Origin of the sequence: Xanthomonas sp. SHU 308, assembly GCF_000364645.1 — a bacterium.
GTDB lineage: Bacteria > Pseudomonadota > Gammaproteobacteria > Xanthomonadales > Xanthomonadaceae > Xanthomonas_A > Xanthomonas_A sontii.
The window spans coordinates 1-19,819 of the sequence record NZ_AQOK01000509.1 but is presented as its reverse complement, the minus strand read 5'-3'; the positions used below and the strand labels follow the sequence as shown (position 1 = coordinate 19,819).

Annotated in this window: 20 protein-coding genes and 1 pseudogene; 12 read left to right on the top strand and 9 right to left on the bottom strand. The window is 65.2% G+C overall.

Translation table 11 applies throughout. From position 1 onward, the window contains the following. The 4 genes from D588_RS0115355 to D588_RS0115340 all read left to right on the top strand — a co-directional run. Positions 1-1,033, top strand: a 1,033-nt coding sequence (locus tag D588_RS0115355) for a DUF5691 domain-containing protein (protein ID WP_026143757.1), incomplete at its 5' end; no start/stop codon positions are given. Between the two features lie 26 nt (positions 1,034-1,059). Continuing rightward, positions 1,060-2,142, top strand: a complete 1,083-nt coding sequence (locus D588_RS0115350) for an AAA family ATPase (RefSeq protein WP_017916610.1) — start codon at positions 1,060-1,062, stop codon at positions 2,140-2,142. A 14-nt stretch (positions 2,143-2,156) separates the two neighbouring features. Then, positions 2,157-4,472 carry a DUF5682 family protein gene (locus tag D588_RS0115345; protein ID WP_017916609.1) on the top strand — a complete coding sequence of 772 codons (2,316 nt, stop codon included), beginning with the start codon at positions 2,157-2,159 and terminating at the stop codon, positions 4,470-4,472. Beyond that, on the top strand, positions 4,469-5,650 hold the full coding sequence (locus D588_RS0115340; RefSeq protein ID WP_017916608.1) for a VWA domain-containing protein: 1,182 nt from the start codon (positions 4,469-4,471) through the stop codon (positions 5,648-5,650). Before D588_RS0115345 ends, D588_RS0115340 begins: the two co-directional genes overlap by 4 nt. 71 nt (positions 5,651-5,721) lie before the next feature. On the opposite strand, the gene D588_RS27950 is transcribed toward D588_RS0115340, so the two are convergent. Next, entirely contained in the window at positions 5,722-5,871 is a 150-nt protein-coding gene (locus D588_RS27950) for a hypothetical protein (RefSeq protein WP_198526776.1), read from the bottom strand. Beyond that, a pseudogene (locus D588_RS26755) lies at positions 5,868-6,485 on the bottom strand (FTR1 family protein); the annotation flags it as partial. The pseudogene D588_RS26755 and the gene D588_RS27950, both read right to left, overlap by 4 nt. A 53-nt stretch (positions 6,486-6,538) precedes the next feature. Here D588_RS26755 and D588_RS27945 point away from each other — a divergent pair. From D588_RS27945 to D588_RS27935, 4 genes are all read left to right on the top strand, one after another. Then, complete coding sequence (locus tag D588_RS27945) at positions 6,539-6,952, top strand: hypothetical protein (protein ID WP_157836476.1); 414 nt, start codon at positions 6,539-6,541, stop codon at positions 6,950-6,952. Between the two features lie 115 nt (positions 6,953-7,067). Next, positions 7,068-7,526: a Pycsar system effector family protein gene (locus D588_RS27940; RefSeq protein ID WP_157836475.1), complete on the top strand. Its 459-nt coding sequence runs from the start codon at positions 7,068-7,070 to the stop codon at positions 7,524-7,526. Next, positions 7,526-8,356 carry an adenylate/guanylate cyclase domain-containing protein gene (locus D588_RS26750; protein ID WP_232764310.1) on the top strand — a complete coding sequence of 277 codons (831 nt, stop codon included), beginning with the start codon at positions 7,526-7,528 and terminating at the stop codon, positions 8,354-8,356. The genes D588_RS27940 and D588_RS26750 overlap by 1 nt, the downstream gene beginning before the upstream one ends. A gap of 143 nt (positions 8,357-8,499) precedes the next feature. Beyond that, the gene (locus D588_RS27935) at positions 8,500-9,531 is read left to right on the top strand and encodes a hypothetical protein (RefSeq protein WP_157836473.1); all 1,032 of its coding nucleotides are present in this window, start codon (positions 8,500-8,502) and stop codon (positions 9,529-9,531) included. A 498-nt stretch (positions 9,532-10,029) separates the two neighbouring features. Here D588_RS27935 and D588_RS0115325 read toward each other — a convergent pair whose 3' ends face one another. Then, entirely contained in the window at positions 10,030-11,247 is a 1,218-nt protein-coding gene (locus tag D588_RS0115325; protein WP_017916605.1) for an FAD-dependent monooxygenase, read from the bottom strand. Between the two features lie 134 nt (positions 11,248-11,381). Here D588_RS0115325 and D588_RS0115320 point away from each other — a divergent pair, with 134 nt between their 5' ends. Continuing rightward, complete coding sequence (locus tag D588_RS0115320) at positions 11,382-12,302, top strand: LysR family transcriptional regulator (RefSeq protein WP_198526775.1); 921 nt, start codon at positions 11,382-11,384, stop codon at positions 12,300-12,302. 120 nt (positions 12,303-12,422) lie between these two features. Here the strand turns inward: D588_RS0115320 and D588_RS0115315 are convergent, their stop codons facing one another. The 6 genes from D588_RS0115315 to D588_RS0115290 are packed head-to-tail and all read right to left on the bottom strand — an operon-like array spanning position 12,423 to position 16,950. After that, a complete protein-coding gene (locus D588_RS0115315; RefSeq protein ID WP_232764309.1) occupies positions 12,423-13,226 on the bottom strand; it encodes a hypothetical protein in 804 nt (267 codons plus the stop codon). Positions 13,227-13,238: 12 nt separating this feature from the next. Beyond that, a complete protein-coding gene (locus D588_RS0115310) occupies positions 13,239-13,889 on the bottom strand; it encodes a DUF3299 domain-containing protein (protein WP_043085274.1) in 651 nt (216 codons plus the stop codon). After that, on the bottom strand, positions 13,876-14,472 hold the full coding sequence (locus D588_RS0115305; RefSeq protein WP_017916601.1) for a DUF3299 domain-containing protein: 597 nt from the start codon (positions 14,470-14,472) through the stop codon (positions 13,876-13,878). Before D588_RS0115305 ends, D588_RS0115310 begins: the two co-directional genes overlap by 14 nt. 2 nt (positions 14,473-14,474) lie before the next feature. Next, positions 14,475-15,728 (bottom strand): ABC transporter permease, encoded by a 1,254-nt coding sequence (locus tag D588_RS0115300; RefSeq protein ID WP_026143754.1) that lies wholly within the window; start codon positions 15,726-15,728, stop codon positions 14,475-14,477. A gap of 2 nt (positions 15,729-15,730) precedes the next feature. Then, entirely contained in the window at positions 15,731-16,444 is a 714-nt protein-coding gene (locus tag D588_RS0115295) for an ATP-binding cassette domain-containing protein (protein ID WP_017916600.1), read from the bottom strand. Next, the gene (locus D588_RS0115290) at positions 16,441-16,950 is read right to left on the bottom strand and encodes a DUF2796 domain-containing protein (RefSeq protein WP_017916599.1); all 510 of its coding nucleotides are present in this window, start codon (positions 16,948-16,950) and stop codon (positions 16,441-16,443) included. Before D588_RS0115290 ends, D588_RS0115295 begins: the two co-directional genes overlap by 4 nt. Positions 16,951-17,140: 190 nt before the next feature. On the opposite strand from D588_RS0115290, the gene D588_RS0115285 reads away from it, so the two are divergent. The 3 genes from D588_RS0115285 (at position 17,141) to D588_RS0115275 (ending at position 19,532) form a co-directional block, all read left to right on the top strand. Continuing rightward, complete coding sequence (locus D588_RS0115285) at positions 17,141-17,371, top strand: hypothetical protein (protein ID WP_017910539.1); 231 nt, start codon at positions 17,141-17,143, stop codon at positions 17,369-17,371. A 332-nt stretch (positions 17,372-17,703) separates the two neighbouring features. Further along, positions 17,704-18,984 carry a phospholipase D-like domain-containing protein gene (locus D588_RS0115280; RefSeq protein WP_043085272.1) on the top strand — a complete coding sequence of 427 codons (1,281 nt, stop codon included), beginning with the start codon at positions 17,704-17,706 and terminating at the stop codon, positions 18,982-18,984. A gap of 272 nt (positions 18,985-19,256) precedes the next feature. Then, on the top strand, positions 19,257-19,532 hold the full coding sequence (locus tag D588_RS0115275; RefSeq protein ID WP_017910537.1) for a hypothetical protein: 276 nt from the start codon (positions 19,257-19,259) through the stop codon (positions 19,530-19,532). The last annotated feature ends 287 nt before the right edge of the window (positions 19,533-19,819 follow it).

The window sequence follows — 19,819 nt, the reverse complement described above, 5'->3', positions numbered from 1 at the left end:
GGCGGCGCAGACGCCTGCCGATCTGGCGCGGATCTGGGAGGAGGGCACGTTCGATGCGCGCCTGCTGGCCTTGCGGCAGTTGCGCGCGTCAGACCCCGACGGCGCGCGCCAGCGCCTGCAGGACGCGCAGAAGGAACTGTCCGCACGTGAACGTGCCGCCTGCGTCGATGCGTTGCGGCCGCAGTTGTGCGAGGCCGATGCGCCGTTCCTGCAGCAACTGCTGAAGGACCGCAGCCGCGAGGTCCGCCAGTTGGCCGGGCCGATGCTGGCGCGGTTGCCGTCCACCGCGCATGCGCAGTACCTGCAGGCGCAGATGTCGGCGGTGTTGCAACAGCAGCGCACCGGCCTGTTGCGCCGGGTGAGCTGGACCCTGGAGGCGCCGAGGGCGGCCGATGCCGGCTGGAACGAGGCGGCCATCGACAGCAAGCGGCCCGACAGCGACGCGCTCGGTGAGCGCGCCTGGTGGCTCTATCAACTGGCGCGGCAGTTGCCGCTCGCCTGGTGGTGCCGCACGCTGGAGAAGACCCCGCAAGAGGTGCTGGCCTGGTCCCGCACCACGGAGTGGGACGCCGCCCTGCTGCGTGCCTGGCTGGAGCAGGTGGACGCCAGCGAGCCAGCCTGGGTGGAAGCCCTGCTCGACGTGGAGCAACGGCAGCGCAGCCCGAGCGAGCTGCTGGCCCTGCTGCCGCCGGAGCGGCGCGAGCGCTACTGGCCGCCGAGTACCGCGCAACTGCAGCGGCAGGCGCTGCTCGGCGAGGTGCTGGCCGGCACCGCCCACGGCCAGCACTTGAGCGCCGCCTATTCGCAGTCGCTGGCGACAGACCTGGGCTCGCTGTTCGGCGCTCCGATGCTGCGCCACGACTATCTGCTGCGCGACGCGCTGCTGGAACTGCTTTCCGTCCTGCATCCGTCGGCATTGCCGCGGGTGCAGGTGGCCGATCCGCCCGCGGACGCCAGCGCCGCCTTGCTCGATTGCGTGCAGCAGGCCCGCCAGCTCCTGGTCCTGCGCCAGAGCCTGCACGCCGCATCCTGATCCTCACGCCTTTCACTGGAGACCTCATGAGCACTGCCGTCCTGCGCCAGCACGCCGAACATCAATACGCCGAGGAACTGGAGGAACTGCGCCGCCAGGACAACCGCCAGCGGCCTGCCAACTGGCAGCTGTCGCCCTGGGCGGTGGTGACCTATCTGCTCGGCGGCACGCTGGAGAACGGCTTCGTGGTCAGCCCCAAGTACATCGGCGACCGCCGCCTCATGGAAGTGGCCGTGGCGACCATCGCCACCGATCGCGCCCTGCTGCTGTTCGGCGTACCGGGCACCGCCAAGTCGTGGGTCTCCGAGCACATGACCGCGGCGATCAGCGGCGATTCCACGCTGCTGGTGCAGGGCACCGCCGGCACCAGCGAAGAACAGATCCGCTACGGCTGGAACTATGCGCAGTTGCTGGCCAACGGGCCCAGCGAGAAGGCGCTGGTGCCGAGCCCGCTGATGCAGGCCATGCGCCTGGGCAAGATCGCCCGCATCGAGGAGCTCACCCGCATTCCGGCCGACGTGCAGGACGCGCTGATCACCGTGCTGTCGGAAAAGACCCTGCCGATCCCGGAGCTGGGCAGCGAAGTGCAGGCGGTGCGCGGCTTCAGCGTGATCGCCACCGCCAACAACCGCGACAAGGGCGTCAACGAACTGTCCAGCGCGCTGAAGCGCCGCTTCAACACCGTGATCCTGCCGGTGCCGTCCAGCGAGGAGGACGAAGTGGCGATCGTGCGCAAGCGCGTGGCCGAAATGGGCGCGGCGCTGGACCTGCCGGCCGAGCCGCCGGCGCTGCAGGAAGTGGCGCGGGTGGTGCGCATCTTCCGCGAGTTGCGCAATGGCGTCACCGAAGACGGCAAGGCCAAGCTGAAAAGCCCGACCGCCACGCTCTCCACCGCCGAGGTCATTTCGGTGATCAACAACGGCATGGCCCTGGCCGGCCATTTCGGCGACGGCGTGTTGCGCCCTGGCGATATGGCTGCCGGCATGATCGGCGCCATCGTCAAGGATCCGGTGCAGGACGCGCTGGTGTGGAAGGAATACCTGGAAACCGTGGTGAAGGAGCGCGAGGACTGGAAGGACCTGTACCGCGCGTTCCGCGAGCAGGCCTGAGCGGGCCGGCCTCGATGAGCGAAGCCATCTCCCTGTTCGGCATTCGCCACCACGGCCCCGGCTGCACGCGCAGCCTGGTCGCCGCGTTGACGGCGCTGCAGCCGGACTGTGTGCTGATCGAAGGGCCGGCAGGTACCGAGGCATTGCTGCCGCACGTGCTGGAGGAGGGCATGCAGCCGCCGGTGGCCCTGCTGTCCTATTGCGTCGACGACCCGCAGCTGGCCGTGTTCCATCCGTATGCGGCGTACTCCCCGGAATGGCAGGCCATGCACTGGGCGCTGCGCAACGGCGTGACGGTGCGCTTCATGGACGTGCCGCCGGCCTTGACCCTGGAATGGCAGGCGCAGGCGCGTGCCGAGCGCATGGCTGCGCCTGCAGACCAAATGCCGGAACCGGCGGACACGCCGCCACCGGCGCAGGACGACGCCGACACAATCGAGGACGAGCGCGCCGAGGTGCGTCCGTCCGATCCGCTGGACTGGCTGGCGCGCGCCGCCGGCCATGCCGACGGCGAGGCCTGGTGGAACCACATGGTGGAAGAGCGGGGCGACGGGCAGGGGCTGTTCGACGCCATCGCCGAGGCCATGGCCGCCGTGCGCGAACACACGCCGGAGCATCCCGGCCTGTGCGGCGAACACGAGGCCGTGCGCGAAGCCCACATGCGCAGCGCGCTGCGCAGCGCCAGCAAGGCGTTCACGCGCGTCGCGGTGGTCTGCGGCGCCTGGCATGTGCCGGCGTTGCAGCCTGCCGCGTTGCGCGCCAACAGCGCCACCGCGGATAGCCGCCTGCTCAAGGCCATGCCCAAGCGCAAGACGCAGAGCACCTGGGTGCCGTGGACCTATCGCCACCTGAGCATGGACAGCGGCTACGGTGCCGGCGTGGAAGCGCCGGGCTGGTACGACCACCTGTGGCGCAGCAGTGGCGTCCACGACCAACGCGCCGTCGGCTGGTATGCGCGGGTGGGACGCCTGTTGCGCGAGCATGGACTCGACTGCTCGTCGGCGCACCTGATCGAGGCCACACGCCTGGCCGACACCCTGGCTGCCTTGCGTGGCCATCCGGCCCCGGGCCTGGACGACATCGCCGAAGCCAGCCGCGCGGTCATCTGCAACGGCGACGATGCGCCCATGCGGCTCATCCGCGAGCGCCTGATGGTCGGCGACGCCCTGGGTCAGGTACCCGACAGCGTGCCGGCGGTGCCGCTGCAGCGCGACCTGGAGGCGCAGCAGAAGCGCCTGCGCCTGAAACCCGAAGCGCTGGAAAAGACCCTGGATCTGGACCTGCGCAAGGACACCGATCTGGCGCGCAGCCATCTGCTGCATCGGCTGCGCCTGATCGGCATCGAATGGGGCCGGCTGGCGCGCACCGGGCAGTCCGCACGCGGCACCTTCCACGAAGTCTGGCAAGTGGCCTGGCAGCCGCAGTTCCTGGTGGAGCTGGTGCAAGCCAGCCGCCACGGGCAGACCCTGGCCGATGCCGCGTCCAGCATGGCCATCGCGCAGGCGCGCAAGGCCGAGGCGCTGCCGGCGTTGTCCGCGTTGGTGGACCAGGTGCTGCTGGCCGATCTGCCGCAGGCGGTCAGCGCGATCGCCGCCGAACTCGAGGCCCGTGCCGCCACCGATGCCGACCCGCTGGCGCTGCTGAGTGCGCTGCCGCCGCTGGCCAACGTGTACCGCTACGGCAATGTCCGCCAGACCGAGGGTCGCCAGGTCGCGCACCTGTTCGACAGCATGCTGGCGCGCGCGGTCATCGGCCTGACCCTGGCGCTGTCCAGCCTCGATGAGGCCCGCGCCGAGCAGGCGCGCAGCATCGTTCTGGACGCCGATCGCGCCATCGGCCTGCGCGGCGATGCGGACGGCAGCGCCAACTGGCAACAAGCGTTGCAACGCGTGGCGCTGTCGCCGGCATGCAACGCGTTGCTACAGGGTGTCGCCCTGCGGCTGCTGTTCGACACCCAGGCGGTGCAGGGCACCATCGTGCACCTGCAACTGCAGCAGCACCTGTCGCCGGGTGCCGAACCGCTGCAGGCCGCGCAATGGCTGGACGGCTTCCTCAACCGCAACGCCACCGTGCTGCTGCACGACGATGCCGTGTGGCAGATGATCGATGCCTGGGTCGTGGCGCTGGACGAGGCGCAACTGGTGCGCGTGCTGCCGCTGGTGCGGCGCACCTTCGCCGCCTTCCAGCCCGCCGACCGCCGCGACCTGGGAACGCGCGTGCGCCAGGCGCCGGTGGAGAAAACCGAGGCCGCTGTCGTCCCCGATTGGAACCTGGCCCGCGCCGAGCGCGCGGTGCCGACGCTGCGCGAACTGCTGGGATTGCCCGCATGACCGACACGCCATCCACGCCCGACACGCCCACCTCGCGCGCGCAGCGCTGGCGCCTGATCCTGGGGCAGGAGGCCGAATCCAGTTGCGGCGCCTTGCCCAAGCCGCTGCAGGGCATCGACCAGGCGCTGGCCGCGCTGTACGAGCCCGATGGCCCGGGCGGCCTGGGGCGCCGCGGTGGGCGAGGGGCCTCCTCGCCCAATGTGGCCCGCTGGCTGGGCGACATCCGCCGCTACTTCCCCTCGTCGGTGGTGCAGGTGATGCAGCGCGACGCCCTGCAGCGCCTGGATCTGACCCAGATGCTGCTGGAAAAGGAAATGCTCGAGCAGGTGCAGCCCGACGTGCACCTGGTCGCCAACCTGATCGGCCTGAGCCAGGTGATTCCGGCGCAGACCAAGGACACCGCGCGCATGGTCGTGCGCCAGGTGGTGGAGAGCCTGCTGCGCCAGCTCGAGGAACCGATGCGCTCGGCGGTGACCGGCGCCCTGGACCGCGCGCGCCGCAACCGCCGCCCGCGGCTGGCCGAGATCGACTGGCACCGCACCATCCGCAGCAACCTGCGGCATTGGCAGCCGGAACTGCGCACGGTGGTGCCGCAGGACCTGGTCGGCTACGGCCGCAAGGCCAGGAAGCCGCAACGCGAAGTCCTGCTGTGCATCGACCAGAGCGGCTCCATGGCCGCCTCGGTGGTGTATTCCAGCATCTTCGGCGCGGTGATGGCCTCGCTGCCGGCGGTGTCCACGCGCCTGGTGGTGTTCGACACCGAAGTGGTCGACATGAGCGAGCAACTGGACGATCCGGTGGACCTGCTGTTCGGCGTGCAACTGGGCGGTGGCACCGACATCCACCGCGCGGTGAGCTATTGCCAGAGCATCATCCGCGAACCGCACAACGCCATCCTGGTGCTGATCTCCGACCTGTACGAAGGCGGCGTCGAGGACCGGCTGCTGGCGCGCGCCCGCGAACTGGTCGAATCCGGCGTGCAGTTCATCGTGCTGCTGGCCCTCAGCGACGAAGGCACACCGTCCTACGACCGCGCCCTGGCGGCCAAGCTGGCGGCGCTGGGCGTGCCATCGTTCGCCTGCACCCCGGACGCATTCCCAGGCCTGATGGCCGCGGCGATCCGCCGTGACGACATCCAGCAGTGGGCGGGGGCGCAGGGATTGGTGACGGTGCGGTGAGGTTGGTGGGACTGATAGTGTCTTGGATTGCGGGGCCGCGTCGGGTCTGGTTGATTTTTACATAAGATACATTATGCGAAATTTGCTGTAGTGATCGATTGCGCGATCACACCAGCGATGGCGCCCAGGACAAACATGTTCGCGTTGAGCACCAGAGCAAGGCGCAACACGCCCCGCTCGCGCTCATTCGTCCCCTCGGCATGGCAGCCGCAATGACTCATGAGCGCTCTTCCCTCGGTTGAAGCGCGGCGGGCCCGGCAACGCGCCGTTGCGCTGTGTTGATGAGAAAACCGACCACCAAGACGGCGATCACGGCCAGTTGGGCCAGCAGCGACTGCCAAGTGGGATACAGGCCCAGCCACTCAATATGCGGCACCGGTGCCAGGGACACCGCCACCCATCCCGCTTCCTGCAGCGCCGCGACTCCCTTGCCGGTCAGCACCACGGCGAGCACCGCGATCAGGGCGGAGCTTGCCGAGAAGAACCGCCCGATCGGCAGGCGCCGGCTGGTCCGCAGTAACACCCAGGCAATCAGCCCCAGGACGGCCGCGCCGGCCAGCATGCCGCCCAGCAATCACTCGCCTTGACCCTCGCTCCACAGCGCGGCATAGAAAAGGATGGTCTCGAACACCTCCCGATACACCGAAAGAAAGGCTAGGCCAAACAGGAACCAGGCCGAACGTCGATCGAGCGCCGCCGTCATTTTCGACTTGAGATAGGCCTGCCAGCGGCCACCGACGCTCTTTTGATGCATCCACAGCCCCACGCTCAGCAGGACCAGGGCGGCGAACAGCGACGAAAGGCCTTCGGTGAGTTCACGCCCTGCCCCGCTGACCTGACATCCTGCAGTGCAAGGGGCTCCACAACCCGCCTCCCGGCGCATCCGACATGAAGTGGTGGCTTGTGGGTGCCAATGTCATAGATCATTCAAAGGGAGATCGCGTTGCGGCATTGCTGACCGGTGGCGGCTATGCTCAGTACGCGGTGGCTGACGAGCGCGTCACAATCGGAATCCCAGATGGGCTGATCATGGTTGAAGCCGCTGCGCTACCCGGGACGTTCATGACAGTGTGGCTCAATCTGTTCCAGCGAGGGCAGTTCAAGGCTGGTGAATCGGTTCTGATCGCGGAGGCGCTTCAGGTATCGGAACGACCGCAACCATGTTCGCCCGTCAGTTGGGTGCATCTACGATCATCACAACCGTCGCATCGAAGGCGCATCAAGAGGCTAGCCTGCGCTTGGGAGCGGATGTCCAATGTGGTCTACATGAGTCGTGGGCCGAAGCCGCACCAGCGCGGGTGAAGCGTTCCTCGTAGGGGCAACGCCCCTACACCCAAATGCAATTCCTCGCTGGGTATGGGCGCACGGCTTATCCGTTTGGCATACTGCCACCCAATTCAATTCTCAGGGCGCGCCGATGGATAGGCAAGATTTTCCGTATGCAATTAATGGGTATCTCAATCAGTACATCCAACTGATGGATGTCAAGGCGACGGCGGTTGCGGGTGCTGCGCTTGTGCTGATTGGTTTGGGCCTGTCAGATCAGGCGCACAAGGCCGATCCGATCTTGAGAATTGCAGCCGTTGCGTTCGCAGGTGTGGCTGCCTTATGTGCGCTTCTCGTGGTGCTGCCTCGAACTCCGCATAGTGGAAGTGGGCATGTATTTTGGGCTGATATTGCTAAGTTTCGGAGTGCCAATGCCTATCAGGAATCTCTCCGAAAGTTGGATCCGGAACAAGTAATGTATGAATACTCCAAGCAGAATTTCTTTGTTAGCGCAGTCCTTCTAAAGAAGGGGCGATCGGTTCGCAGATCCATCCTATGGTTTGCAGCCGCCTGCGCTTCCTTCGTCCTGGCTGTAGCGGTGGGACCGTGATGACACACTCCATTCCTGCTTCCGTGTATGACGGCTATGTTGCCTCCATCGAGCTGACCGCACCCAAACTTCTCAATCGACTGGCTGACATCACAAATGGACGTGTTGCGCCTGCTGTGGATGACCTTCGGATTGGCTCCGCTCGCCGAGTAAGGGCCGCTGTCATATTTTTCGACATTCGCGGTTTCACAAAGCGGACCAAATCTTCCGACGATGACGAGCTTAGAAGCACGCTCTTCATGCTTAATTCTGTGATTCCGGCAATGATGAGGGTTCTCTATCGACACGGAGCGTATGTCGAGAAAAACACTGGGGACGGGCTCATGGGCGTGCTTGGGATTGGGGAAGATGATCCCACTGCTGCAAGAAGTGCACTCGCAGCTGCTTCCGAAATGCTCTACGTTCTTGGGAGTATCGTGAATCCATTTCTCGCTCGGCATAGCATTGAGCCGGTAGATGCCCGAGTTGGACTAGATATGGGTGATCTGCTTTTGGCTCGTATCGGCACCGCGAGAGGATCTGCAGATCACGATAGAAGCTACCTGACGGCAGTCGGGCCTGCGGCCAACCTTGCATGCAAAATTCAAGGGCTCGCTGGTACAAATCAAATTTATTGCGGGGATTTGCTGAGGCGTAACACTCCTCTGGACCTTCAAAATCGCTTGTTCTTAGATGTCACTCCCGATGATTGGGCATGGATCTATCAAGGAACTACAAGCGTTTATTCATGTTGGCGATATTTGGGAGAGACGACCAAGGCCGCCCCCGAGGGATTGGCTGAATCTCTTCGGCGACTTAGTGAACTCGCAGGTCTACAACCGCCGCACTAGAAGCTGGCGGGATATGGTGGCGTCTCGGGGAACGCACCCAAGGGGCGCTTCCCAACTGCAATTGCACTCAAGCCAATTAGGACTTGATCGATAAGATGGGGGTGACAGCTTGAGAATTGAGCAGAATTCTTATAGGGAACGTAATGGGTAACATAATTATTCACCTCAAGCATTGCTACATTACCAATTCAGATGATGTCTGGAATGTTTTCTACTGTGGGATCCATTACGAATTAAAATTCAAACATGGCGAATTCGACGAAGGCAAAGTAATCGCCATATCATCTGGAAAGTACCATGCTGATCATGACACCTTTCTTGCTTGGTTGTCAGTTTTCTTTGGTGAAGACTGTACGGATCCATTCCAGCGAGAAGACACTAGGCATTCATTTAATAGGGGGGGCTTCAGCGCCAGTCAGCAGCAGCTTCAAGAGTTCTTAGATGTCGTCTTTAAGAAAGAAAACAATTACTCATCAGCCTGGGAAAAAGCGCTGTTTGGGCAGGCCATGAATTACTACCTAGTCGGACTAAGGAATGGAATTTCCATGATGCCGCTTACAATTGGATTTTTTGGCCTTTCAATGGAGTGTATTGGAAATTTGGTATCAGATCAAAATAGTACGTATTTCACCCTGGGCACTTTTAGGTTCAATAAATTAGTTAATGATCGCTTTGAGTCGTTTAAAAAGGACAAAGAGCACGGCAGCGCTTTTAAAGCCTGGCAGAAGGAAATTGAGGCTGATTCGAAATTGGTGCATGCCATTCGGAATGCAGTGTATGGCCATTCATTTTTACACATTGAGAAAGAGCGCAAGGCCATAGTTGCGCATCTGCATAAATGGCTAAAAAGAGCTGGCGCTTCTGATAACGATGCAGCGTTCTGGTTTAAAGTGGAGCGGCTCGAAATGGACCTTCAAATTCACGCTGACGGGCTATACAAGATCGGAGCGAGAAGCTCCAGGCTCCTTATTTTTCTGTATCTCGGAATTGTCGCTTACATCCCATTCGCTGAGTATGACTACCGCCCATTTGGCGATGCGCCCAAGAACCGAACATTGAAGTTTGACGGCATGTCGATATCCATATCGGCGAAAGAAGTCTCAACTATCGACAGGTCGGAAGAGAATGGCATGCGGACCGATTCTTTTAATATGGGCAACTCAAACAAGACTTAGGTGTGAGTGGCTTAACGTTATTGATTGGGGGTTTATTAAATGCCAACACATAGCTTGCATCGACCGCGGGTTATATTAGGATCCGCTTTTTCCGCAGTCTATTACCCTTCTCCGCATCTCCATGGGTGCTCACAAGCAAGCCGCTGCAAGCCATGGTGAGCGTCCAATCCCAGGCGTAGGAAGCTCAAGTGCGAGGTGGTTGAAGATGTAAGTAAGCCCGGTGTCGGCTATTCTCGAGACGCTACTATTGATGCGGATGTCTGCTTCAGACCAAAATCGGACCTCTACCCTACCCCCGATAACGCTCCCTAATCGCTTCCCAGGCGCGCTTGTTCTCGACCAAAAGAGAGCTTTTCAGGATGTCGGCGTAAGCCGAGCCTAGAACCCGAGTTGGCGAGTCCCGCTTTACGGCTCTTCATCTAAGGGAGGTGGTTCTTCGAATCCTGTGGAATGCTTCTGGCGGGAGAAACCACGGAACATTCTGATCAGGATTATCTTTCAGAGGCGATACAGACTGCCAACACCGCTCGCCGGCGCCCTTTCGGTGCAATCGGCCATCGGCAACCCCTGCGACCATCCTGCCGCCATGGCTTGGGCATCGCGCAATGGATCGGACGCCTTGGCGCGCTCGTTTCGAAGACGGCAGGTTTCGGGGTCTTGGGCGAACAGGCCGCGCGCGAATAGTCTGCCCTGCTCTGCCAGCTTTGTGGTCTTGGGTCCGCGGATTGCGGCAAAACGCGGCAGTGCCTGATCCAGCGCACCGCCGGCCGCTTCGAGGCACCGCGCCAGATGCCAGGCGTCTTCCAACGCCTGACAGGCGCCCTGGCCCGAGGTCGGCAGTGGCGCGTGCGCCGCATCGCCGACGAGCAGCACGTTTGCTCGGCTCCAGGTGTGTAGCGGCTCGACGTCATGCACGGCGATCAGTTGGATGGAGTCTGCAGGCGTGGCTTCGATGAGGCGGGCGACCGGCTCCGGCCATCCTGCAAACAGATCCATCACCTCCTTGTGCGTCTCCGCTGCAGGCTTCGCCTCGGGCAATGGCCGCGCCTGCGCGGCGGCCCAGTACACCAGATCCGTCCGAATCGGCACGCAACCGAAACGATCGCCTGACCCCCAGTAATCGTGAATCGCCATGTCGCTCAGCAACGGGCCATTGCCCTGTGCAACGCCGATCCAGTTCACGAACCCCTGGTAGATGGGCGTGTTGTCCCCGGCGACGAACTTGCGCGCCACCGAGCCCATGCGGCCATCCGCGCCAATGAGCAGATCCGGACAGATGCTCTTCCCGTTCTCGAACCGTGCCACGGCCTTGCCGCCGGCATCCAGGTCGATCGCGATGGCTCGATGCCCGAACTCCACCTGGATACCAGCGCGTGCCACGTGGTCGAGCAGTACCGCCTGCAAGTCGCGGCGCAGGATCGTATGGGTCGGGTAGCCCATGAGTTGGTCCAGCAGTGTGATGTCCAGGCCTCCCAGCGCGTTACCCGCTGCGTCTTTGCGGTGTACCGACACTGGCCGACCGCCCACTGCCCCGACATCCTCCAACAACCCGAGTTCTTGCAGCACAAAGCCCGCGTTCGGCCAAAGCGTCACGCCAGCGCCCATGGTGGCCGGCCCGTTCCGACGTTCATAGACGCGGAGGGTGTGCCCCTGCTTGTGCAACGCGAGGGCCACGCTCAAGCCTGCAATGCCGCCACCCAGTATTCCGATCTCCATGCCGATACATCCCGATTCGATTGGTCCAGGCGTGCCATTACAGGGCAGCCGTTGGACGGGAGTGCATCTTGGACCTCGCCAATTCCGCTAACTAGCGTGCGAAAATGGCGCGGTTTCATACCCTATTTGGGATAATGGTGCGCACCAACCTCGATCTGAATGCAGTCCGCGTCTATGTGGCCGTCGTCGACGCGCAGAGCTTTTCCGGGGCTGGGCGCCTGCTGGCCTTGCCGTCGTCCAACGTCAGCCGTCATGTCGCGGCGCTGGAGCGCAGGCTGGGCGCGCGCTTGCTGGAACGCAGCACGCGCTATCTGCGCATGACGGAAGCCGGGAGGCTGGTTTATGCGCGTGCCAAGCCGCTCCTCGACGCTTTGCTCTCCACGGAGGAGGAGCTCGGCGCAGTACAAGGCGAATTGAAGGGGCCTCTCAGGATGTGCATGCCCAACGAAGCGCCCAGGTTGCTCGCGCCGATCCTCGCGGAATTCTGCAGTCTTCATCCTGGCATCGAGTTGGAATGCGACACGCGCCTCATCGGACTAGAGGTGCTACGGGAAGACATGGACCTCTCCCTCGTGTTTCACCGTGGACGTCAGGATGACAGTGCGTTCATTACCCGCGAACTGGCGACCTTGCCCAGCATCGTGGTCGCGTCCCCCAAGCTGCTGGCCCAAACCGGGACGCCGCGACACGTGCGCGAACTCAGGTCCTTGCCTTGCATCACCACCGTGAGTGCACTCAAGGGGCAGCCTTGGCAGTTTCTCGATCCTGCGGGCGAGATCGTGAAGGTGCCCGTGCGCAGCCGCTATCGCGTCAACAGCGGGGAACTCGCCGTGGCCGGCGCGCGCCAGGGTCTCGGCTTTGCGATCGTTGCGGCCTACCCGTGCCAGGAAGATCTTGCTGCAGGCAGGTTGCAGGAAGTGCCGCTGGATCTATGCCCTGCCCCGCTGCAATTGCTTGGCGCCTACAGTCACCGTCATTCGGTCACTGCGCGGGTTCGGGCGTTGCTGGAGTTCATCCAGGTGCGGTTGCAGGTGTTCGAGGGCACGTCAACGTAAGGCACAACGCAACAACGTGGCGTGGAAACCGCCCTAATCAGCTACTCCGCGAACTTCTGTCTTGGCCAACTCCTGCCGTTGGCAGCCGTTAGCTTCCGCCGTGCAAAAGCACGCGCGCACTCAGCGACAGGATTCCGGCAACTTCTCCAGCAAGCCAGCCACCATCGGCGTCAGCCGGTTCGCGACCTCCGGCGGAATCGCCTCACCCGCCCCCTGCCCGGCTTCGCTGCGGGCTTGTTCGCAGGCTTTGACGATCCGCGGGCGCATGCCGGACCACAGCGCTCTGCACTGCCAGCCATCCCGGCCCAGCGGCAGCACCGCGTAGGCGATCGACTGGCATTCCTGTGCCGCGCGGGTGCCCAGCGGCTGGCCGGCGTACTCGTGCGGCACGGTGTCCAGCGTGGGTTGGTAGTAGCTGTCGGGGAACGCCGCCGCGTAGCGTTCCGGGTCCAGTTGCAGCGGCAGGCCGGTCGCCGTCAGGTCGAGCGCGCGGCCGCAGGGCGCAGCGGCGGCAATGCGCTGGATCGCCTGATAGATCGGCTGGTCCAAGTCGGGTTCGCGTGCCATCACCTCAGACGTTGCGACCAGCACCGGCAGGCGGGCGCGGTTGGCCATCTTGGCCAATTCACCAGAATGGGCCGGTGCGCAGCGTTCGCGGATGCTGGCCGCAATCAGGAATGTGGCGTCGCGCGCGAATGCGGCGTCGCTGTGCAGCAGTGTGGTGATGTGCTTGTCGGCGGCATCTTCGGACAATGGCGCGACATGAAATGCGGGCACAGTTGGCGGGTGGATCGCCGTGGTCGCAGCAGCACGCGGTGTCGGTGCCACATGCCCGTGCGTGCGCAATGCCAACAGCACGCCGCCGGCAACGACCCCACAGGCGGCGATCGCGATCGCCAAACGCATCGGCGACTTCAGGCGCATCGGACCGCGCCCTCAGCCCTTTACCGGGGTGATCGTGGCGTCCTCCGCCTCGTAGGTGGCATTGGCGATATCGGCCTTGAAGTCGGCCAGATGCAGCCGCCCCTGCAGGTGGAACGGGTCCCACAACTCCGGCACGTCGATCGGGGTGCGCAGCACCACGTGCAGGATCTGGTTCGGGGGCGGCGGCGGTACGTGGATGCAGGCGCCATAGAACGGCACGAACAGCAGTTCGCTGACCTTGCCCTGGTCGTCGCTTTCCAGCGGCACCACGTAGCCGTCCAGGGCGAAGCGTTTGCCTTCCAGGCCCTTCACCACTTGCGATGAACCGAACTGCGCGGCGCGCTGGGTGCCGGAATGGTCGATCGGCATGCCATTGACCACCGAGGGGCCATCGTCGACCGGCGCCGGCTGATCCAGCACCGCGGCGTCGCCCCGCCACGCGGTGCCGATCCGCGGCGGCGGGCGCTGGTAGATGTCGTTGGCCGGTGCCAGTTGTTCCCAGCGCTCCACTGTGTCCGGGACGGCGTCGGCGGCTGCGGTCGCATGCGTCGCTGCCGGCGATGGTGCCGGCGTCGTGTCAGGCTGCTTCCCGCCATCACCGTGGCAGCCCGCCAGCAGGCACAGCACTCCAGTCAGCAGGAAATGGCGATCAGCCTTTTTCATAGGGATGCAGGTGCGCCTGCTCCATCGTGTAGGCGGTGCCGGCGAGTTCGCCGTGGAGGGTTTCCGCGCGCAGTTGGCCGCTCAGGTAGAACGGGCTGTACATGTCGGGCGGGTCGATCGGGGTATCCAGGCGCACATGCACGATCTGGTTCGGCGGCGGGGGCGGCACGTGGATGCAGGCGCCGTAGTACGGCACGAACAGGAACTCGCGCACGCGGCCGGCGTCGTCGCTGTCCAGCGGCACCACGTAGCCCGGCAGGCGCACCTTGCGCGCCAGCACGGCGGCCACGGTGTTGTAGGTGCCGGTCTGCGGCATCGCACGCTTGCCGGTGTGGTTGACCGCTGGTTCCTCGCTATTTTCCAGCGCCTTCAGCTCGGCCGGCGGCAGCATCGCGCTCCAGTCCAGCTCGCGATAGCCGTCGGCATCGGGCTCGCCCAGTGGCGGGTTGATCGCCGCTTCCTTGGTCGGTGCTGGCTGCGCCGCCGCTGTCGCTTGCGCTTTTTCCGGGATGGGGGCTTGTTGCTGGCGGCCGCAGCCGCACAGCAGTGCGAGCGCCAGCAAGGGAAGGATCCAGCGGGTCATGCTCACAGCTCCGGCGACAGGCCATCGGCCAGGGTGCGGCGATAGGCCAGCAGGGCCGGCACGATGCCGGCAAGCACGCCGGCCAGCAGCACGCAGCCGAGCCAGCCCCACTCCGCGGCACTGGGCGCGACACGGTTGATCGCCAGGCCGAAATGATCGAGCACCCAGCCGCGCGCCAGCCAGCTGGCCGCGGTCACCGCCAGCAGCGCCAGTGTGCACGACACCACGGTGACCAGGCCGGCCTCGAACAGCAGCAACCAGGCGATGTCGCGCGGCCGTGCGCCGACCGCGCGCAGGATCGCCATCTCGCGCCGGCGCTCCTGCAGCGTGGCCACCAGCAGCGCGACCATCGACACCAGGCCGAGCAGCACCACCAGCGAGGCGATCATGCGCAAGGCGCCTTCGGCCGTGCCCAGCGTGCCCCACAGCTGCTGCAGGGTGACGCCGGGCATGATCGCCAGCATCGCTTCCTCCGGGTACTCGTTGATCCGCCGCTGGACCGAGAAGGTGGCGATGCGGGTCTTCAGGCCGAGCATGAAGGCGGTGATGGTGTCCGGGGTCAGGTCCATCGCCCGCGCCTGCGCGGCGCTGACGTGGTGGCCCGGAAGCCGCACGCCGGAATGCCAGTCGATATGGATCGCCTCGATCGCCTGCAGCGACACAAGCACGCTGGAATCCACCGGCGTGCCGGTGCGGCGCAGGATGCCGACGATCCGGAACGGCTTGTCGGCATGGGTGGCCAGGCTGATGCGCCCGGTGCCATGGGTCAGCACGATCTCGTCGCCGAGGTGGCGGCCGAGCGCGGCGGCGACGTCGGCGCCGATCACCGCATCGTAGAGATCGTCGAACGCCCTGCCCTGCGCGAATGCCAGGGGATGCTTGGCGCCGTAGTGGTAGTGCTCGAAGAAGCCGGTGCTGGTGCCGACCACCCGGTAGCCGCGGTAGGAATCGCCCAGCGACAGCGGCACCGCCCACTTCACTTCGGGCATCGCGCTCAGGTCCTGGTAGCTCTTCCACGACACGTTGTTGGTGGCGTCGCCGATGTGGAACACCGAGTACAGCAACAGGTTCACCGGGCCCGAGCGCGCGCCGACGATCAGGTCGGTGCCGGACACGGTGCTGGCGAAACCTTCGTGCGCCTGCGTGCGGATCCGCTCCACGCCCAGCAGCAGGGTCACGCTCAGGGTGATCACCAGTACGGTCAAGGCCACGCCCAGGCGCCGGCTGCGCAGGCTGGCCAGGGCCAGCTTCAACAGGCTCATCGTGCACCTCCGGCGCCGGCGCGGTTGAGCGTGGCCAGGTCGGCCTGGGCGTCGAACAGCGGCGCGATCGACGGATCGTGGCTGACCACGATCGAACTGGTGCCGCCCTGCCGGCACTCGGCGAACAGCAACTGCAGGAAGGCCTGTGCCGCGACCGGGTCGAGCGCGGAGGTGGGTTCGTCGGCCAGCAGCAGCGGCGGCCGCGCGATCAATGCGCGCGCGGCGGCCACGCGTTGCTGCTGGCCGACGCTGAGGCGCGCGGCCGGGCGCGACCATAGCGCCGCCACGTCCAGGCCCAGCGCGACCATCAGCCGCTCGATCTCGGTGTCCAGCGCCTGCGTGCCCGCCGCCAGCCGGCCGCGGCGCGCCGAGAACTGCAGGCCCAGCGCGATATTGTCGCGGGTGCTCAGGAACGGCAGCAGGTTGAACTGCTGGAACACCACGCCGCAGTGGTCGGCGCGGAAGCGATCGCGTGCGGCCTTGCGCAAGGCCGCCAGGTCCTGCCCGGCCACGCGCACGCAGCCGGCCGTGGGCTGCAGCACGCCGGCGATCAACGCCAGCAAGGTGCTCTTGCCCGATCCGCTGGCGCCGCGCAGCAACAGTTGCTGCCCACGCGGCAGCGCAAACGATGCGATGTCCAGCACCGGTGCGGCGGCGCCGGGATAGCCGAAGCGCAGCTCGGTCAGTTCGACGACGTGGTGCTGGTTCATTCCGGCAGCTTCACCCGGGTCTGCCCGGGCACCACCTCGGTGCGGCCCTGGCCCGCAGCAGTGGCGACATCGACCAGCACCGTGTGCAGCCCCGGGAAACGTTGCGGCAACAGCACCTGCAGGTGATCCAGGCTAGCCGGCTGCGTGCAGTTGAACGCGTACCGGGCGTGGAACTCGGCGTGGCTGTGGCCGGGCTCGTCCGGATCGGCCATCGCCACGTCGTAGCCCTCGGTGGTGACCTGCGCGCTGCGCAACGAACAGGCCGCCGCGACCGGGAACTGCAACCAGCCCGCACCGCGCAGGGTGGCGACCGCGGCCTCCAACCGCTGGCGCTCGCCGGCATCGCGCGTCGGGTGTTCGAAATCGAGGATGCCGATGCCGGGCGCGCTGAGCTGCACGTCCACGGCGGTGCCGTCGACGGCGACCTCCAGGTTGGCCTGGCCGTGCACGTGCGGGCCATGGTGGCGGATCGCAGCGGTGGCTGGCGAGCTGGCGGAGAGGAGCAACAGGATCAGGGGAATGCCAGGTCGCATATGCAGTGCATCGGTTGAGTTACACTATAACATTAGTGAACTATCGAGCGCGGGTGCAAGCCTGCCGTTACCGTCAGTCAGCCGCGGTTCGCATCCGGCCACCACCGACGCGCCTCGCACGGCGGCCCTGTGCCGCGATGGGCGCCGAACTCCAGGGATCTTCATGTCTTCTTCCATCATTCCCGACAGCTACACCGCCTGGCGCCACTGCATCGAGGTCGACTGCGGCCTGCGACTGGAGCCTGCCTACGTCGCGCAACGCATCGCCGCGCTCAACGACCTCACCGACCACCACACCCAGCAATTCGTGCGTTGTTGGGGCGAGCCGCATCGCCAGCAGGTGCTGCAGTGGTTTGCGCAGGCGCAGGCCGCATTCGCCGACGGTCGGGCCTGAATCTTCTCGCGCGGCACGACGTGGTCGCCGGTGCCGTTGGACGGCGATGCATTCCTTCTGCGAACGCCGCACGGCGCGGCATGGCGACGTCCTGATCCAATCAGGACCGTGAGTGGTCAAGCGATGAAGGTCGGCCGCGGCCTGCGTGCGCATTGGTGGCGCGCTCTGCCTTGAAGCGCTGACGCCCCTGGACGGGACCGCCAACTTAGCCGTGACCATCTCACTGACACATGCGCTGCAAAGCAGGCTGCCAAGCTACGACAGCTGCCGGTAGCATGCACGCGCATCGCCGCCCGGCATCCACTTCCCACGCTCCCGCAAGGACACCCAACGTGCCTCTCGCTTCCATCGCCAGCGTGCATCCCGCACGCCGCTTCCTGTCCGCCGCCATGGCCTGCCTGCTGCTGTCGGCAGCCACCGGCGCCGAGGCCCGGCCGCAGCCCTCGCAGTTCCAGATCGTCGAGAGCGTGCCCGAGGCCAGCGTCTACGGCGAACCCGGCGTGCCGCGCACCCAGCAGACCTGGCTGGCGATGATCAACGGGGCCAGGCAGCGCATCGACATCGCCGCGTTCTACATCTCCGAGAAGCCCGGCACCGGCCTGACGCCGGTGCTGGACGCACTGGCCGCCCGCGCCCGCGCCGGGGTGGCGGTCCACCTGCTGGTCGACCACACCTTCCTGGCCAAGAACCCGGACAGCGTCGCCTGGCTGGGCAAGGTGCCGGGTATCACCGTGCGGGTGCTGCCGGTCGATACGCTGACAGGCGGCGTGCTGCACGCCAAGTACATGATCGTCGACGGCGCCAGCGTATTCGTCGGCAGCCAGAACTGGGATTGGCGGGCGCTGGAGCAGATCCATGAGATCGGCGCGCGCATCGATGACGCGCGCTTCGCCAAGACCTTCGCCGCGAGCTTCGACTACAGCTGGCGCCTGGCCGACGAAGGCAATCTGGCCAAGGCGCAGGCGCGCGGCGTGCAGCCGCCGGACTTCGTTCCGGTCACCGCCACCGATCCGGTGCTGCTGGATGCCGGCAGCGACGCGCCGCTGGTCGCCTTCCCCGCCTTCAGCCCGCCGGCGCTGCAGCCGGCGTGGGTCAGCACCGAGGAGCCGGCCCTGGTCGAGATGATCCGCGCCAGCCAGCATGCGCTGCGCATCCAGGTGATGACGCTCTCGGCGATCCGCAGCTTCGGGCCCAAGGGCTGGTGGGCGCCGGTCGACAGCGCCATCCGCGACGCCGCCGCCCGCGGCGTGCAGGTGCACATCATCGTCGCCGACTGGGCGCTGCGCGAACCGATGCAGGCCTATCTGAAAAGTCTGGCCGCGCTGCCGAACATCGCGGTGAAGTTCAGCCGCCTGCCGCCGGCGCCGCAGGGCTTCATCCCGTATGCGCGGGTCGAGCACGCCAAGTACGCGGTGGCCGACGACCGCAGCAGCGTGATCGGCACCGGCAACTGGGAATGGAGCTACTTCAATACCGCGGTGGACGCTTCGGTGTTCGTCAAGGGCAAGGGACCGGCCGAGACACTGACGCGCATCTTCGACCGCGACTGGAACGGCCCCTACGTCACCACGCTGCAGCCTGGGCAGAACTACGAGGCGCCGCGGACCGAGTAGTCGCTGAGTCGTCCTGCGCGGCCTGTGCGTCCATGGGCGAGCCGGCGCATGTCAAAGCATGCGCTCCGCCCGAAGACCCAGCGCCGCGTCAATGCGCTGCGTTGACCTGTCGAATGTTGCTGCGACGGTTTTGCGCGCCGATCCCTACGAAGTCTTAACCAGCGCTCCCTATCCTAGCTCCGCGCTGGAGGGCGGCCGCGGCGCCGGGCATTGCCGCATGCGCCGCAACGCACGCCTCCCACCGCGTACGGACATCAACACAAGGAGACGCCATGAAGACGCTGCACGCACTCGTGTTCGCAGGAAGCTTGTTGGGCCTCGCCTCGCCGGCTTTCGCCGAGGTCGCCAATCTCACCAACAGCGCCGACGGTGCCAACCGCGACGCCGGCATCGCCGCGGTCAAGAAGAAGTTGCAGGACGCCTGCACTGAGCGCAAGGGCAAGCCGGACCCCAACTCGTTCGAGGTGGTGTTCGAGAAGACCAGCCAGAATCCGGACGTCCCCAAGCCGTACTACGTGGATGGAAAGATGAAGTGCGATATCCCGTAGGGGGCGTGTGGCCATTTAGCCTTGCCTGTCCAGATGGCATGGCCTAGGAACAAGACCCCGCTTGCGGGGTTTTGTTTTTCTGCTGGTCCCAAATATCCGACTGCCTGACGCACACGAAGCAGTAGGCTGTAGCGGACCGAGCAGCGTGTGGCCCTGCTCATGAATGAGGTGCTGGAGGAGATGCTGTCGGCTCAGGACGCCCGATCAGCCAACAGCAGCGGCGACACGGTCCCGCGTTGCACCATCACGCAGTGGTCGGCGATGGCAGTCAGGCCGAGGCGGTGCGA